The organism is Candidatus Kaelpia aquatica, from assembly GCA_030765335.1.
GTDB lineage: Bacteria > Omnitrophota > Gorgyraeia > Kaelpiales > Kaelpiaceae > Kaelpia > Kaelpia aquatica.
In genome coordinates this window covers 1-15,816 of sequence record JAVCCU010000035.1, presented here as the reverse complement: position 1 = coordinate 15,816, position 15,816 = coordinate 1, and the positions used below count along the sequence as shown (strand labels likewise).

Sequence of the window (15,816 nt, the reverse complement as noted above, 5' to 3'; positions counted from 1 at the left end):
CTTCTATTATACTGTAGTCCATAACAAAAGAGGGTTCTCCATCTCTGACCACTCTACCTTTATCCATAAGAATAAGCCGATCGCAAAACTCTGCAGAGATATTTAAATCATGTAATATTGTAATCACAGTAAGCCCTTCTCTGTTAAGATCGCTTATAGCATTCATAATATCAAGCTGATGTCCTATATCAAGATGGGTTGTGGGTTCATCCAAAAGCAATAATTCCGGATCCTGGGCAATACTCTGAGCAAATAACACTCTTTGAAGTTCACCGCCTGAGATCTCATCTATCCTGCGGCCCTGTATTTCAGTCAATGAGAATCTCTCAATAACATCTTTAACTCTCTCTAAATCTCTCTTAGAATAAGTACTGAGCCCATCCTGATGAGGAAATCTCCCCATTGTAATAAACTCCTCCACTGTATATGAGAACCTGGTTTCAAATATCTGAGGCAGGAACGCTATTCTCTTTGCTCTCTCTTTAATATCTATACCTGCTAGATCTCTCTCTTTATATAAGATCTCACCCTTTTCAGGTTTTAATATACCCATAAGGGTCTTGAAAAGAGTAGTCTTACCTGCCCCGTTAGGACCAATTAAACCTATAAATTCTCCTTTCTTAACTTTAAAATCAATATCCTCTATAACTATTTTACCCTGATAGCCAGAAGATATATTTTTTAATTCTAAGATATTATCCAACCTTAAACTCCTTACCTAAAATAAGGATTACAAGAAAGAATACTCCCCCAACAAGTCCAGTTACAACACCTACAGGCAGCTCCAGAGGTGATATTATAACCCGGGCAAATGTATCAGCCAAAAGCAGGAAAGCTGCCCCAGATAAAGCAGAAGCTATTAAAACCCCCCTGTTTAAAGTTCCAAAGAATCTTCTCATCAAATGCGGAATAAGAAGACCTATGAAACCAACTACTCCTGATAACACTATAGCCGTACCGGTAATAAGAGAAGCCAAAATATAAAAGCATTGCTTCTGTTTTTTAACATTGAGTCCTAAAGAATGTGCCTTCTCATCACCTAAACTTAAAATATCAAGCTTGCGGGAGAGAAGAACAATAATCACTATCGCTGGCAAGATAACAAAATATCCTATTTTTACTAAATTAAAATTAGAAGATGAGAGATCCCCCATTAACCAGAGTATCATAGACTGAACCCTGTTAGGCTTAATAAATGCAAACAAGACAAGCACTAAAGATGAGAATAAAAAATTAATCACAATACCCGACAAGATAAGACTTATAGTTGTAAAATTACGCCTTAGCGAAAGAAAATAGACAATAAAAACAGCGGCTAATGCCCCTAGCCAGCCGGCAGGAGGTATCAAAAAAGAAAATTTAGAACCAAGAAATAAACTTGCCAAAGCAACGCCAAAACAAGCACCGCCTGAGATACCAAGAGTATAAGGTTCTGCTAAAGGATTTCTTAAAACAGACTGAAACACTCCACCGCTTACTGCAAGACCAGCTCCAACTATAAGCGCGATTAGAATCCTAGGCAAGCGAATATCTCTTACAATAGAGCTCTCTATTCCCGAGTCATAATCAGCAGTTATAACTTTAAATATTTCCTGCCAAGAGACTTCAACTTCACCTAATTTTAAAGAGAATATAGTTATAATTGAAAGCAGAATTACAATTATTAAAATCTTAATCTTCATTTAATATTTCTGAATTTATCTTAGAACTCAACAAATAAACAGCTTGAACAAAGTTTACAGGATTAGGTCTTGAAAAAATACCATCATCAACTTTAATTAGATTTTCATACTTAACAGCGGTTAAAAAATTATACTTTCTCCATACTCTAGAGCTCGCCAAATGATCCTCAGAAAGAATCAGGATATATTCAGGGTCTAGTTCCAACACCTTCTCTCTCGCTATCCTAAAAAAACCGCCCCTTATGCCACTAGCTACATTATAAGCTCCGGCATGTTTTATTAAATCATTTAGATAACAATCTCTGCCTGCGGTAATAAGAGGCTTACGGCCAACTTCTATAAAAATATTCTTCATGCTCTCTGATCTTAACTTACAGACTAGATCCTCTAATTTATTTTTTGATTCATCTATTATAATTCTTGCTTTTTCAGCTTTGTTCATCATCTCTGCAAGCCTCATAAAATTACTACAACAATCTTCAAAACTTTTTTCAATCTCAAAATACTCAACTCTAAAACCTAGCTTCTTAATTCTCTCTACCCTCTCAATCTTATTCATAGGAGTTGCCAAAATAATATCGGGTTTAAGCGAAACAATTTTCTCTATATTAATATTTAAAGTATCTCCTATTACTTCTTTATCAATACCAAACAGCTCTTTAGATATCGTTGTAATACCAACTAGAGAGTCCTCGCCATCAAGAAGTAGAATAGCTTCGGTAAGATAAGGGCTTAATGAGACTATTCTTAACGCATGAGCATTAGATAGAAAAACCCCTAGTATTAAAATTATTAATATACGAATTAACATCGCACTATTTTAACATAGAAAAATAAGCTCTATATATTAAAATGAATATTTAATCCCAGTATAATAGTTTCTTCCAGGAGATGGATAGATGCCATTCTTGTTATACATCGCACTATAGGCCACATATTCTGAATACTCCTCGTCAAATAGATTATTTATTCCTAAATACAAACTCCAGTTATCTTTATATTTATAATCTATTTTCATATTTGTAACCCAGTAAGAATCTCCCTTTTTATAAATATTATTAGGATCATTTATCTGATAAACACTGCCTCTATATAATAGATCTAAATAAAGAGTCAAACCATTAGAGAAAAGATAACTAAGATCGGCCTTAAAGCTATGTTCTGGAACCATAGAAAACTTCTTGCCCTTATAATCTCCTTTTCTATACTGAGCATCTACATAAGTATAGAAACAATTTACTAGTAGATTCTCAAAAGGATTGAAATTAAAACCTGAATCAAAACCAAGTCTTTTTGTCCCTTCGTAGGTGGTATTAGAACTTACAATTGGATCCCAGTAAAGTTCATTATCTATCTGCATATAAAATATATTAAAATCAAAATTTGCTTTTTCATTTAGCTGCGAATTAATTCCAGCTGTTAAACTCTTAGAGCGCTGAGTTAAAAGATCTTGATTAACAGGGGGCGAAGCCCAAACACTGAAATATTCATCGGTCTTAGGAACTCTAAAACCACGAGCAAAATGCAGGAAAGTGTTTGTTTTTTCTTTCCAGCGATAGTTTAAGCCAAACTCATAAGCCTCTTCGCTAAACTCAACCTTATCATCTACAACTGTACCTGTCCTAGGTGTGTAATCAAATGTAAGCTTCTCTTTTTGACGTCTGGCACCAAAAACAATTTTTGCCTTACTAGAGATACTCAATTCATTCTGCATAAAAATAGCCCTAGTATCTCTATCAATATCTGTCCAATCATCTATCCACGAAGGATAATCTAAGTCAGCAGAAAAATCAGCATGATATAAATCTATACCCACAATTAAGTCATTTGGCAGATTAAAAATATCGAGGCTTTTAAAAAATTCTGCTCGCAATCCTTTACTCTGAATACTTCTATCTATATACTGATTTGAACTATGCCAATTATCTCTTCCGTTTTTATTCCGAAAATTTGCCGTTAATACCACTTTGGCGGTATCATCAAAACTATGCTCCAGGCCTAAGTTGTAATAGGAGTCTTCCATTGATGCGTGATCATCAGGATATTTTGTATCCCTTCTTGAATAACCATTTCCTATGTCAGTATCGTACAATGCTCCGGGTAACCCGTATCTATAATTATGGTAGCCTATATCAAGAGTAGCTGTAGTATCCTCTAAAAGCTTATACTCTAAATATGTACTAATATTGTCAGAATAATAGTGACTGTTCTTACGATACCCCTCTGTACCTGAATGGCTTGAAGTTAAATAAAACGAAAATTTATCAGATGCTCGCCCTACCTCAAAACTTTCTTCATCTAAGGAAAAACTACCTACTTTTGTTCCCACTGAGCCAGTAAACTGATCGGTGTTAGGCTTTTTCGTAACTATATTAATAACTCCGCCTGCTGCATTATCACCATATAGAACAACACCTCCGCCTTTCAACACTTCTATTTTTTCAACATTATCAATATCAACTTGCGTCCAATCTATTCCGCTCATATCTACATCATTCACACGCCTACCATTAATAAGAAGCAGTAGATTAGAGCTAGCAGTCTCACCAAAACCCATTAAATCAACATTGGCTTTAACGCCAGTACCATACCAATCACTAACACTGACCCCGCCAACCTTTTTAAGAAAATCAAGCACAGTGCTAGCCCCTGACTTTTCTATGTCACTCTCATTAAAAACATATACCTTATAAGGTATATTGTACTTTGATACACTCTTCAAACTAGAATGAGAAGTTATAACTATAGAATCCAAATCAACGATTTCTGCAATCCCATCTCTTAAAGTAACTGAAAATAAAAAACAGACTAAACCCAAAACCATTAATATTTTCTTCATTTCTACTCCTTTTAATTTTAAAAAAACTGGTACAAAATAAAAAAAGCCCTGCTACCTAAAAAAGTAACAGGGCTCACCCTCGATTTATAAACCCAATCATACGATAATCGTTCTCCTCACCTCGAGAGAACTAGAACTTATCTTCAACAGTCAGGTCTTCTGACTCCTCAGCTTTTTTAGTCGCCTTCCCACCTACACCATACAGGCAGTGGCTTCGATCTTACTAAAAAAGTCCCTTGCTTCACAAGGCTGAGCTACAGCAGCGGGGCTGCGTTGGACTTGCCAAAACATTAGGCGCACCAACTTCCCTCACACTGTTGAACTATATTTTAAAAGAACTCTGTTAAATCTATATAAAAACTACGCTTACATCAATAAAAATCTAAAGGAGACCCGGTATTTTGGGGGTGGAGGAGGGGGCTTGGCCACGGGCGTGGGGTTGTGGCAGGAATACCGGGTCTCCAATTATTAACTCTTTAAAATATAATTTCAATGAACTAAATTTATTATAACAACAAATATTTATATTTACACTAAAAAATCAAACTACTATCAGCTACCACTACTAATTAAATATTATCTTAAATCTCACTCCCTTACAAGCGGAATTTCTAATCCTGTAAGGACAAAATTCAAGCTATCTCCGTTATGTTCAGAGGCAGTAAAATCCAGAGATTCAATTTGAAAATATATAAACTTATCTTCTTTTTTAAGAGGCAATTTAAAATCTAAGCTGTCCCAATCTCCTCCATCATATGAAGCTATCTGATTTTCAAACAACAGCTCTGAATCAGAAATTATACTGGAATTTAACTTGACCAAAGACCCTTTAAACCAAACCCTCTCATCTCTGGGAGATTCTGAGCCTCCTGCGAAAAACATAAATACACGCGCCTCTTCAGATATTTCATTAGGCTTAATCTTAAACTCAACCATTGGAGAATCACGCCTCTCTTCATCTTCAAGCCCAGACCAAAAGAAACCAAGCCCTGATTTAAGAACAACTCTTTTCAATCTCTCGCTGCTGTCTTCATAAAGTATGACTACACCAAGACCTTCATTTAAAAATGACTCAAAACCCCAAATCTCTAAATTGTTCTCCCCTCTTTTCACGAAAGGCGTTATGTCATAACGCAAGGTATACACATACCTATTATATGCAGGATCTCTGTTTACATTCTCAGCATATATTAATCTTCCAGATATTATCTGACCTTCAATATATAAAGATTTATCTTCCAGAAAACCGCTATTTCTACCTGCATAATAAAGAAAAGCCTTATAGGGTTCACCCGGGATCTCAAAGGATATATTTTTAAAACAACTATCTGCAATGCCCCACCCTTTAACTAAAACAGAACCTTGTAAAAAGAATTCTTCTTGCTGAATTTTAAATAGATAGTTATTTTGAAAGAGAGACCTACAGCCTGCAGCAAAAAATAGAAGGACGAATGTTAAAAATATTCTCACAAGCTGCTGGGATTGGTTATCTCACCGGTAATAGCCGAAGCCGCCGCTACCGCAGGATTAGATAGGTATACACTTGATTTAACATGCCCCATCCTGCCAATAAAATTTCTGTTTGTTGTTGCAATTGCAACCTCACCCTCCGCCAAAACTCCCATATGTCCGCCAAGGCAAGGACCGCAAGTCGGAGGTGATATCACAGCTCCAGATTTTACAAATACCTCTAGTAAACCTTCAGCTAAAGCATCTAGATATATCTTCTGAGTAGCAGGAAATATCAATAATCTAACCTTAGAATTAACCTTCTTACCCTTGAGAACCTTAGCCGCTAACCTTAAATCTTCCATCCTTCCATTGGTGCAAGAACCTATAACAACTTGGTCTATTTTGATTTTTTTTAACTCAGAGACCCTCTTAACATTGCTAGGTAAATGAGGGCAGGAGACAACAGGCTCTAAACTGCAGAGATCATACTCTCTTATTTCACTATAGACAGCATCTTTATCGCTCTTAAAATAATCTATATTGTTTTTCAACTTACTATATTCCACATTATCTATTCTGCCTTTTAGATACTCTAAGGTCAGATCATCAGGTTCTATTATCCCAGCCTTACCCCCTGCTTCAATAGCCATATTTGATATAGTAAAGCGCCCATCCATGCTTAACCTTCTTATTGCAGGTCCTGTAAATTCCATCGCCTTATATAAAGCCCCATCTACTCCAATATCACCTATTGTAAAGAGTATAATGTCCTTACCTGTAACCCACTTATTTAATCTACCTTTATAGACAAATTTTATTGTCTGAGGTACTTTCAGCCAGCATTTTCCACTCACCCAAGAAAAAGCTATATCGGTGCTCCCTACCCCTGTTGCAAACGCACCCAGAGCTCCATGGGTACAGGTATGGGAATCAGCCCCTATTACTAAATCTCCTGGCTTTATAAGGCCACGCTCTGGGAGCAAAGCGTGTTCAATACCAACATCTCCTATCTCAAAATAATGCTCGATTCGCTCTTCTCGAGCAAAATCTCTTAGAATCTTAGCCTGTTGAGCAGATCTAATATCTTTATTGGGAGTAAAATGGTCCGGTATTAAAGCAATCTTTTTTCTGGAGAATAATCTCTTTTTTGTTTTTTTAAACTCTTTTATTGCAAGTGGAGCGGTGATATCATTTGCAAAAGATAGATCAACCTTAGCAAGAATATATTCACCGGGACTAACCTTATTCTTGCCACTATGTTTAGCTAATATCTTTTCTGCTAAAGTCATACCCATTTTTACAACTCCTTTATCATTGCTTCTTCATTACAATTAGGAAATTTCGGACAATTTATACACTCCGCCCAGATCTTGTGAGGCAGCTCTGATTTATCAACCCTTCTAAAACCAGACTTTTTAAAATATTCGGGAATAAAAGTAAGTACAAACACTCTTTTTATATTATAGCTTTGAGCCTCTTTTAAAGCCTCTGCGATTAAAGAAGTCCCGATGTTCTTTCCCTTAAAACTATTATCTAAAACTAAAGACTTTATCTCAGCTAAATCCTCCCATATAAAATGCAGAGCCACACAACCTACAATTTTGTCCTTATCGCTAACTACCCAAAAATCCCGTATATTCTCATATATATATCCTAGGGCACGCGGTAGAACCTCATGCTCTTTAGCCGCCTCATTAATGAGATTATATATATCAACTCCGTTTTCTATTCTTGCCTTATCTATCTCCATAATTTAAATTATCCCCATAACTTTTGAATATTTTTGGCTAAATTATAACCTAAAAACCTATTTTAAAAAAGCAGAGAATATAGATAGTACTAATTTTTTTTAGCTTTTAAAATACCTCTAGTTAATACTACTACCCCAAATAACACTAAACCCAAGCTCACAAGATAAGCAATTTTTATATTGCTACCCCAAAGATAGAGCGAATCAGCCCTAAATAAAGATATATAGAATCTTATCAGACCGTAATATATAAGGTACAACGAGAAGATAAAACCACGAAAAGGTGAATCTTTCCTTATAACCCACAAGAAAACAAAACCTATGAGAGACAATATAAATTCATAAAGTTGGGTCGGATGGAGAGCCTGAAAACCATATTGGTAATAGGCAGAGCTGTCCTTGGTAAATATTATACCCCATGGTTTTTCTGTGGGTAAACCATAACAGCAGCCGTTTAAAAAACAACCTATTCTGCCAATAGCTTGACCAAGCAACAAGAGAGGTATAAGAAAATCTGCTAACTTTAGAAACTCAGCACTATTTCTCTTTGAAAAAATATACAGCGATAAAATTCCGCCTATTATGGCGCCATGCACAGCAAGGCCACCCTGCCATATAAAAAGCAGAGCCCATGGCTTTGTAAAGTAATAATAAGGGTCATAGAAAAGACCGTAATAGACCCTAGCACCAAGCAAACCTCCAAGCAGCAGATAATTTGCAATTGAATCCATATTCTTCTTATTTAAACCAATTCTTTTTGAATCATACTTTGCTAAATAGAACGCTGCCAAAAAAGCTATGACCAGCATAACTCCATAACTTCTAATTGCTAAACTTCCAAATTGTATTATAACAGGATGCATTATCCCTCCATGTTTTTAACAATATCTATATATTTACAAACCGATAACTGTTCAGGCCTTTGATTTAAATCTATTCCTAAATTATACATTACAGATGCAATATTAAGTCCAGTGAGAATTTTAGAATTTTTAATTATGGTTGTTATTTTCTTTCTCCTCTTTTGAAAAAATTCAGAGGTTACTAGCGACAGGAGAGCTGCATCCTCTATAATGCAATCATCTTTAATATTAAAAGAGATGAAATAAGAGTCAACCTTAGGCTGAGGATAGAAGCAGCTTTTTGGTACCTTAAATAGTCTTTTAAGATTTAAAAATGTCTGAGCAAATATAGAGAGGCGCCCGTACTTCTTGCTCCCAGACACTGCAATCATTCTTTCAACATACTCTCTTTGAAGCATAAGATATCCATCTTTAATAATCTTCCTGTTCTCTATTATCTTCTCTATTATCTGAGTAGATATATAGTAAGGAAGATTGCCGACTATTCTCAGAAGACCGTACTTATTAAAATAACTTTTTAAATCTATAGCTAAGAAATCAGCATTAATTAAAGATACGTTAGGGCTCTCTTTAAAAATATCGGTTAAAACATCGAACAGTCTGACATCTTTCTCAATCGCTATCACAGAAGTCGCATCTTTAGCCAAAACCCGAGTAAGGTTTCCAGACCCAGAGCCAATCTCCAAAATAGAACCTCCATCTTCAATGGCCATAGAATCTATTATTTTATTTAAATGATATTCCGATATTAAAAAATTCTGACCCAATCTCTTGTTGGGTTTAACATTGTATTGTTTAAGAATATCTTTAAGATACATTGAGAGTTAATGAGTATTCAATAGCTTTAAGCAGCGAAGCCGGATTTGCAATTCCCTCACCCGCAATATCATAGGCCGGACCATGATCCGGGGAGAATCTTAAAAAAGGAAGCCCGAGAGTAAAGTTAACCGTATTATCAAACATGGCTTTGATTACAGGTAACGTCTGATCATGATAAAGGCTGACAACAATATTATAGTTGAACCTCTCCCTATTTCTGAAAAAACCATCTCCGGGATAAGGGCCATCGATATTTAGACCCTCTGCCTTCAGTTCCTCTATTAGAGGTTTAATAATCAGCACCTCTTCATCTCCTATGATACCGTTTTCGCCTCCGTGAGGATTGAGGCCTAAAACAGCTATTTTAGGTTTATGTTTATCAATTCTAGAAAAGAAACTATCCATTTTCTTAATAGCATCTTTTAACTCAAAATAATCGATATGGGCTGAGACTTCTCTTAAAGGAATATGGCGAGTAGCCAGATAGAGATAGAAAACAGGGGTTAAAAATACCATCAATACAGAATCTACGCTAAATCTCTCCTTTAAATATTCTGTATGCCCTTTAAAACCTACCCCCAATGAAGATATCTCCTCTTTAGAGACCGGAAGAGTTATCAATGAAGCTATATCTGATCCATATTTTTTAATTATATCTACAGCTTTATCGAGGTATTCCAGGCTTGCCTTAGCAGAGGCTGCATCAGGCCGAGTCAGCTCTACATCCGGCGCATTAGAGAGATCTAGGATATTTAAAGCACCTGCTTCTAAGAGGTTGCTATTAAAATCAGTCATTGGATTTAAACTGATCTTTGATTTTAAAATTGAAACAGCCTGAAGAATAGATCTATGGTCTGCAATTATAAGATGTATAGCAGAGTCAAGAACCTCTCTTTGGCTTAAAGATTTAATGATTATCTCAGAACCCACTCCGGCTGGATCTCCCAGAGTATAGAGCAAAATCTTCTTATATTTTAATGTCGATTTGGGCATCCTCTTTAAGCTCTGTGATAAACTCATTATATTTCTCAGAGAATTTTTTCTGATATAGACTATTATAGACTCTATTCTTAACCTTATCTAGCTTTTCTAAATGCGCTTCTGCCTTAGCCGCGACTTTAAATATATAGTAAGCACTCTCAGTCTCTACTATATCGCTTACCTCTCCGACATTAAGACCAAAGACAGCATTAGCTATATCCTCACTAACCCTACCCTTAAAAAGCCACTCCCCTTCTCTTACATTATCAGCCAAGGAATCGCTATGATTCTGAACCAAAATCTCAAATGGTACCTTTTTTTCAATCAGTAATCTTATCTGATCTATTCTATTCTTACTATTTTCGATTTTTTTAACATATATTTTTTCAACCTTGAATGCCTCAGGAGCAATAAACTCATCCTCGTTAGCAAAATAGTATTCTTCTATCTCTTGAGGATGGGACTCTATCTTACTTTTGACAAAATAATCAACGGTCTTAGTTTTTAGAATATCATTGTATATTCTCTGCCAAAGGCTTTCATAGCTTAAGCCGTCCCCCTCTAATCTACTTAAAAACTCCATCTCGGTATTAAAACCGTCTTTGATTACGGCAATCCTTTTCTCAACCGCCTTTTCATTTATTCCTAAACCTAACCTCTTGGCATAAGAAAGGATCAGCATATCTTCTATCAGCTCATTGAGTGACTCTCTGACAACCTTATCCTCTGCTGCTCTATCCATTTGAGCTAAATCTATATTCCGAGCTATAGCTATCTTTTTAGCAAAACGAACCAGGTCAGACTCAGTTATAACCTCTCCATTAACTACGGCTACCACCCTATTCACTAAAACAGCCTCGGAGATATTAACTATTAACAAAAGTAGTGCTGGCACCATTAAAAACTTTTTCATAAACCCCCCGCATTCAATTGTTGATTTTGTTAAATATTTTCTCTTTTATTTCATCTCCTGTCAATTTATATATTGTCTGCTTAAGAAGTCTGCAATAAAGATCAAAGCCCACAGACTGTATAAATCCGTGTTGTTCTTGCCCTAAGATATTACCCGCCCCTCTTATCTCTAAATCTCGAATAGCGATTTTAAACCCTGCGCCTAAATCCGACTCTTCTATTATAGTTTTAAGCCTTCTTGAGGCATCGTCTGAGACAGGCTTGCCCTTGGGTATTAAAAAATATGCATAGGCAATCCTATTGTATCTCCCTACTCTTCCTTTAAGCTGATAGAGGCCGGCTAACCCAAACATATCTGCTCTATTTATAATCAGAGTATTAACATTGGGGATATCGATTCCAGATTGAATTATAGTAGTAGAGACTAGAACATCTATCTCAGAATTTAAAAATCTCGCCATAATATCAGCAAGATCTCTTTCCTCCATCCTTCCATGTGCAACAGCAATCTCTGCTTTAGGTAATAATCTTTTTAATTTTGCTGCCATTCTCTCTATGCCTCTTATCCTGTTGTTTACAAAAAACACCTGACCCCCTCTTTTAAGCTCTCTCCTGATAACACGCTTAATTAGATTATCGTCATATTCAGAGATATAAGTCTTAACCGGCAATCTCTCCTCCGGAGGAGTATTTATAACCGACATACCTTTAATACCAACAAGCGACATGTATAACGTACGCGGAATCGGCGTTGCTGTTAAAGTCAAAACATCTACCACCTGACGGTATTGCTTAAATCTTTCTTTCTGAATCACGCCAAACCTCTGCTCCTCATCTATTATAAGTAAACCCAGGTCCTTAAACTCAACACTTGATGATATCAGCCCATGGGTCCCGATAATTATATCTATTTTTCCTTCTTTTAAATCAGCCAGAATCCCTTTTTGTTCTTTTCCAGTTCTAAATCTTGACAACATATCAACTCTAACCGGAAACTGTGCAAGTCTTTCTAGGAACCTCTGGTAATGCTGCTGAGCAAGTATTGTTGTAGGTACGAGCATTGAGACCTGCTTATTATCCATAACAGCTTTAAACGCCGCACGTAAAGCGACTTCGGTCTTACCGTAACCAACATCGCCACATATTAACCTATCCATCGCGTAAGTAGATTCCATATCTCTCTTTACTTCCTCTATAGCTTTGAGCTGATCAGAAGTCTCTCTATAGGGAAAACTGCTCTTTAAATCATTCTGCCAATCCGTATCTCTGGAAAAAGAATATCCTTTTAAAGATGTTCTCTCTGCTTGAATTTTTAGCAGATCTTTTGCAAAACTCTCTATGCCACATTTGGCCTTGCTCTTTAAACTCTGCCAATCTTTACTTCCTAGCTTACTTAACTTAGGAGCTCTACCTCCAAACCCTAAATATCTCTGAATAAGATCTGCATCTTTTATGGAGATATAGAGTCTATCTTCTCCAAAATATTTGATTAAAAAGAAATCTTCTCCTTTTAAGGTCTTAATGCCGAGAAACCTGCCTACACCATGATTAATATGGACAACATAATCCCCCTTTTTAATGTCGAGAAAACTCTCAATTGGTGTACTTTCAAGATAAATACTCTCCTTATCTTTCAACTTAGAAAGTTTTACTGGTAAGAGTATTAACATCCTATGTTCTTCTAAGATATCGCCGCTATGGGGATTAAATACTCTTATTGAAGATATGAGATCGTCATCTACCTCGATTCGCAATGGCAACTCATAGCTGGAAGGATATATGCTTATGCTAGACCCTTTTAAAGAGAACTCGTCTCGAGCGCCTAAGCTGCTTACTCTTCTATAGCCTAATTCGCTAAAACTTTTGACTAAACTCTTATAATCTACTCTTTCGCCAAGATATATTTTAAGAGTCTTAAACATGCTACATGCTATCGGGAGCAGATATCCCGAGCAATCCTAATCCTTTCTTTAGCACAATTTGGATTGCAGAACAGACATAGAGCCGCGCTTTTGTCAATGCAGCAGAATCTGTAACAACTCTATGTTTATTATAAAAACCGTGAAACTGCTGAGCGAGCTCGTATAGATATGCCGCAATAAAAGAAGGCTCCATTGTAAGAGCAGCTATCTTTATTATTCTAGAAAACTGCACCAAGCTGCGCAAGATATCTTTTTCCTCTGACTCTCTTAAGCTAGCTGTTATATCAGAAGATAGAGGCTCTCTTAAATCTATGTTATTCTGCTGCGCAAAACTTATAATACTTGAGATTCTAGCATGTGCATATTGAATATAATATACAGGGTTATCCATGGTCTTCTTTTTAGCAAACTCTAAGTCAAAATCAAGATGACTATCCAGTTTTCTGTTCAAAAGAAAAAAGAGCGTTGCGTCAGAACCAATCTCAGATAGAACCTCATCTAGGGTTATAGTCTCATTGCGCCTAGTCGAGAGCTTAATAGGCTTGCCGTCTCTATATAGCGTAGCTAGCTGAACAATCAAAACTTTTAGTCTCCTTGCCTCATAACCTAAAGCATCTAAGGCAGCTTCGACTCTTTTGATATAACCATGATGATCGGGGCCCCAAATATCTATTAGAAGATCATAATCTCTCTTGTATTTATCCAGATGGTAGGCAATATCAGCAATAAAATAAGTGTAACTTCCATCATGTTTAATAACAACTCTATCCTGACTATCGCCAAAATCGCTGGATTTAAACCATAATGCTTTATTCTGCTCATATATATGACCCTTAGACTTAAGCTTGGTTATAACATCTTCCATAGAGCTCTTGGCAGCAATATCTCTCTGTGAGACCCAGCCTTCAAAATCGACCCCAAAATCAGAAAGAGAACCTTTAATCCCAGATAGAATCCATTCAAGGGCATACTCAGAGAAATAATTCAGCTCTCTGTTTTCTATCTCTTCTATGCTTAGTTTCTCATCCTTCACTATCTTTTCTGCTACATCAATTAAATATTCACCTTGATAACCTTCACCAGGTAGCTCCGATTCTTTTCCAAGAAGCTCTAAACACCTTACCCGTAAAGACTCGCCCAGAAGATTTATCTGATTACCCTCATCGTTGACATAATACTCTCTATCTACCCTGTAACCCGAAGAGCTAAGTATCCTGGCTAATGCAGCGCCTATAGCTGCCTGTCTCCCGTGAGCGATGGAAAGCGGACCTGTTGGATTCGCAGATACAAACTCAATAAGGACCTTCTTACCTTTCCCTATATTATTTAAAAACACTCTCTCATCTTTTAATATGTCCCCTAAAAATCCATAAAGATACTCCGTTGAGAAATAGAAGTTTATAAATCCCGGCTCTACAATCTCGATGTTATCAAAAACATCCTTAAAATCTTCTTTAAGCTTTGGTAGTATGCTGGCTGCTATATCTTTGGGGCTCTTTTTTAAAGGTTTAGATAGTTTCAAGGCTATATTGGTTGAGAGATCCCCATACTCCCTAGAGCGAGGAGTACCAACCTCAAGATCCAAATCGCCAATACCCCAGCCAGCTGCAATCTCAACCAGATATTCTTTTAATCTATCTTCTATATTTAACATAACAATGAAAAGTTAATTATTAAGCTGCCTCAATATGCTCTAAAGGAAGGTCAGACCACAATCTCTCTAGCTCATAAAATAGTCTCTGCTCTTCTGTGAATACATGCACTACTATATCTCCATAATCAAGCAGCACCCAATCAGACTTCTCATAACCTTCAGAATGCCAAATTTTAATCTTATTATTTTTGGTGCTTGAGATTACATGATCGACTATTGCTTTGACTTGCCGGGCTGAATCAGCGCTGCAGATAACAAAAAAATCGGCAAAGCTCACTAATTTACCTATATGCATTAATACAACATCATTGCCGCCCTTATCTTGAGTAAGACCGGCAATGAGTCTTGCTTTACAGTATGAATCCACTCTTACTACTTTCCTGTCGCTATTTAGATCCTAAAATGCGAAATAAAGATGTACCGCAATCAGGACATTTTCCCTTCATTGCTTTTCTACCATTTTTCATAGTTACTTCTTCACCATCCTGCATTTCCTTCTTGGCTTTACATTTTACGCAATATGCTTCCATCTACGCCTCCTCTTGTTGAAAGGTTAAACTCACTATATATATGCTATCATATCTCGCTACCATCTTACAACCTTAAGTTGAAAGATAAATCGGGGCGGGCGGACTCGAACCGCCGACCTCCTGAACCCCATTCAGGCGCGCTAGCCATGCTGCGCTACGCCCCGCTAAATACTTGTATTAGTTTAAAGAGGGTAACAGAAAATGGCAAGAGGAAATATCTAGTGCTAAAAGAAAAGCCCGCTATTTCTAGCGGGCAAAACTTAATTGCAAATTCTATTATTCTATCTTGGAGCTATCTGCTCAAGCGTATCTGCTAATATATTAAACGCTTCATTGTCAACAGATTTATGTTCGGTTTTAATCACACTATTTAAGGCTTCTATAATTTTTGTTTGAACTTGCTCAGACATAG

The 15,816-nt window shown here is 36.5% G+C and carries 15 protein-coding genes, 1 tRNA gene and 1 riboswitch; all 16 genes read right to left on the bottom strand.

Annotated features, from left to right (window positions below; genetic code table 11):
- The coding region (locus P9X27_06080) for an ABC transporter ATP-binding protein (protein ID MDP8253945.1) at positions 1–703 on the bottom strand (703 nt) is incomplete at its 3' end.
- Positions 696–1,682: an iron ABC transporter permease gene (locus tag P9X27_06075; GenBank protein MDP8253944.1), complete on the bottom strand. Its 987-nt coding sequence runs from the start codon at positions 1,680–1,682 to the stop codon at positions 696–698. The genes P9X27_06075 and P9X27_06080, both read right to left, overlap by 8 nt.
- Positions 1,672–2,493: a helical backbone metal receptor gene (locus tag P9X27_06070; GenBank protein ID MDP8253943.1), complete on the bottom strand. Its 822-nt coding sequence runs from the start codon at positions 2,491–2,493 to the stop codon at positions 1,672–1,674. The genes P9X27_06075 and P9X27_06070 overlap by 11 nt, the downstream gene beginning before the upstream one ends.
- A gap of 36 nt (positions 2,494–2,529) precedes the next feature.
- Positions 2,530–4,521 carry a TonB-dependent receptor gene (locus P9X27_06065; GenBank protein ID MDP8253942.1) on the bottom strand — a complete coding sequence of 664 codons (1,992 nt, stop codon included), beginning with the start codon at positions 4,519–4,521 and terminating at the stop codon, positions 2,530–2,532.
- A gap of 131 nt (positions 4,522–4,652) precedes the next feature.
- A riboswitch (cobalamin riboswitch) is annotated at positions 4,653–4,878 on the bottom strand.
- A gap of 231 nt (positions 4,879–5,109) precedes the next feature.
- A complete protein-coding gene (locus tag P9X27_06060) occupies positions 5,110–5,991 on the bottom strand; it encodes a hypothetical protein (protein ID MDP8253941.1) in 882 nt (293 codons plus the stop codon).
- On the bottom strand, positions 5,988–7,268 hold the full coding sequence (leuC, locus tag P9X27_06055; protein ID MDP8253940.1) for a 3-isopropylmalate dehydratase large subunit: 1,281 nt from the start codon (positions 7,266–7,268) through the stop codon (positions 5,988–5,990). The genes P9X27_06060 and leuC overlap by 4 nt, the downstream gene beginning before the upstream one ends.
- A gap of 2 nt (positions 7,269–7,270) precedes the next feature.
- A complete protein-coding gene (locus tag P9X27_06050; protein MDP8253939.1) occupies positions 7,271–7,723 on the bottom strand; it encodes an N-acetyltransferase in 453 nt (150 codons plus the stop codon).
- An 89-nt stretch (positions 7,724–7,812) separates the two neighbouring features.
- Positions 7,813–8,586, bottom strand: a complete 774-nt coding sequence (lgt, locus tag P9X27_06045; GenBank protein MDP8253938.1) for a prolipoprotein diacylglyceryl transferase — start codon at positions 8,584–8,586, stop codon at positions 7,813–7,815.
- Positions 8,586–9,404: a 16S rRNA (adenine(1518)-N(6)/adenine(1519)-N(6))-dimethyltransferase RsmA gene (gene rsmA / locus P9X27_06040; GenBank protein MDP8253937.1), complete on the bottom strand. Its 819-nt coding sequence runs from the start codon at positions 9,402–9,404 to the stop codon at positions 8,586–8,588. The genes lgt and rsmA overlap by 1 nt, the downstream gene beginning before the upstream one ends.
- Positions 9,394–10,425 (bottom strand): 4-hydroxythreonine-4-phosphate dehydrogenase PdxA, encoded by a 1,032-nt coding sequence (gene pdxA, locus P9X27_06035; protein ID MDP8253936.1) that lies wholly within the window; start codon positions 10,423–10,425, stop codon positions 9,394–9,396. The genes rsmA and pdxA overlap by 11 nt, the downstream gene beginning before the upstream one ends.
- Positions 10,373–11,299: a peptidyl-prolyl cis-trans isomerase gene (locus P9X27_06030; protein MDP8253935.1), complete on the bottom strand. Its 927-nt coding sequence runs from the start codon at positions 11,297–11,299 to the stop codon at positions 10,373–10,375. Before P9X27_06030 ends, pdxA begins: the two co-directional genes overlap by 53 nt.
- Before the next feature lie 13 nt (positions 11,300–11,312).
- Positions 11,313–13,220 carry a transcription-repair coupling factor gene (gene mfd, locus P9X27_06025; GenBank protein MDP8253934.1) on the bottom strand — a complete coding sequence of 636 codons (1,908 nt, stop codon included), beginning with the start codon at positions 13,218–13,220 and terminating at the stop codon, positions 11,313–11,315.
- Between the two features lies 1 nt (position 13,221).
- The gene (argS, locus tag P9X27_06020) at positions 13,222–14,874 is read right to left on the bottom strand and encodes an arginine--tRNA ligase (GenBank protein MDP8253933.1); all 1,653 of its coding nucleotides are present in this window, start codon (positions 14,872–14,874) and stop codon (positions 13,222–13,224) included.
- 19 nt (positions 14,875–14,893) lie between these two features.
- Complete coding sequence (rsfS, locus tag P9X27_06015; GenBank protein ID MDP8253932.1) at positions 14,894–15,241, bottom strand: ribosome silencing factor; 348 nt, start codon at positions 15,239–15,241, stop codon at positions 14,894–14,896.
- 19 nt (positions 15,242–15,260) lie between these two features.
- Positions 15,261–15,404, bottom strand: a complete 144-nt coding sequence (locus P9X27_06010) for a DUF5679 domain-containing protein (protein MDP8253931.1) — start codon at positions 15,402–15,404, stop codon at positions 15,261–15,263.
- 89 nt (positions 15,405–15,493) lie between these two features.
- Positions 15,494–15,568 (bottom strand) — tRNA-Pro (locus P9X27_06005).
- Between the last annotated feature and the right edge of the window lie 248 nt (positions 15,569–15,816).

Coding starts and splice junctions, on each gene's coding strand:
- P9X27_06075 (MDP8253944.1), bottom strand. CDS start 1,682: ATGAAGATTAAGATTTTAATAATTGTAATTCTGCTTTCAATTATAACT.
- P9X27_06070 (MDP8253943.1), bottom strand. CDS start 2,493: ATGTTAATTCGTATATTAATAATTTTAATACTAGGGGTTTTTCTATCT.
- P9X27_06065 (MDP8253942.1), bottom strand. CDS start 4,521: ATGAAGAAAATATTAATGGTTTTGGGTTTAGTCTGTTTTTTATTTTCA.
- leuC (MDP8253940.1), bottom strand. CDS start 7,268: ATGGGTATGACTTTAGCAGAAAAGATATTAGCTAAACATAGTGGCAAG.
- P9X27_06050 (MDP8253939.1), bottom strand. CDS start 7,723: ATGGAGATAGATAAGGCAAGAATAGAAAACGGAGTTGATATATATAAT.
- lgt (MDP8253938.1), bottom strand. CDS start 8,586: ATGCATCCTGTTATAATACAATTTGGAAGTTTAGCAATTAGAAGTTAT.
- rsmA (MDP8253937.1), bottom strand. CDS start 9,404: ATGTATCTTAAAGATATTCTTAAACAATACAATGTTAAACCCAACAAG.
- pdxA (MDP8253936.1), bottom strand. CDS start 10,425: ATGAGTTTATCACAGAGCTTAAAGAGGATGCCCAAATCGACATTAAAA.
- P9X27_06030 (MDP8253935.1), bottom strand. CDS start 11,299: ATGAAAAAGTTTTTAATGGTGCCAGCACTACTTTTGTTAATAGTTAAT.
- mfd (MDP8253934.1), bottom strand. CDS start 13,220: ATGTTTAAGACTCTTAAAATATATCTTGGCGAAAGAGTAGATTATAAG.
- argS (MDP8253933.1), bottom strand. CDS start 14,874: ATGTTAAATATAGAAGATAGATTAAAAGAATATCTGGTTGAGATTGCA.
- P9X27_06010 (MDP8253931.1), bottom strand. CDS start 15,404: ATGGAAGCATATTGCGTAAAATGTAAAGCCAAGAAGGAAATGCAGGAT.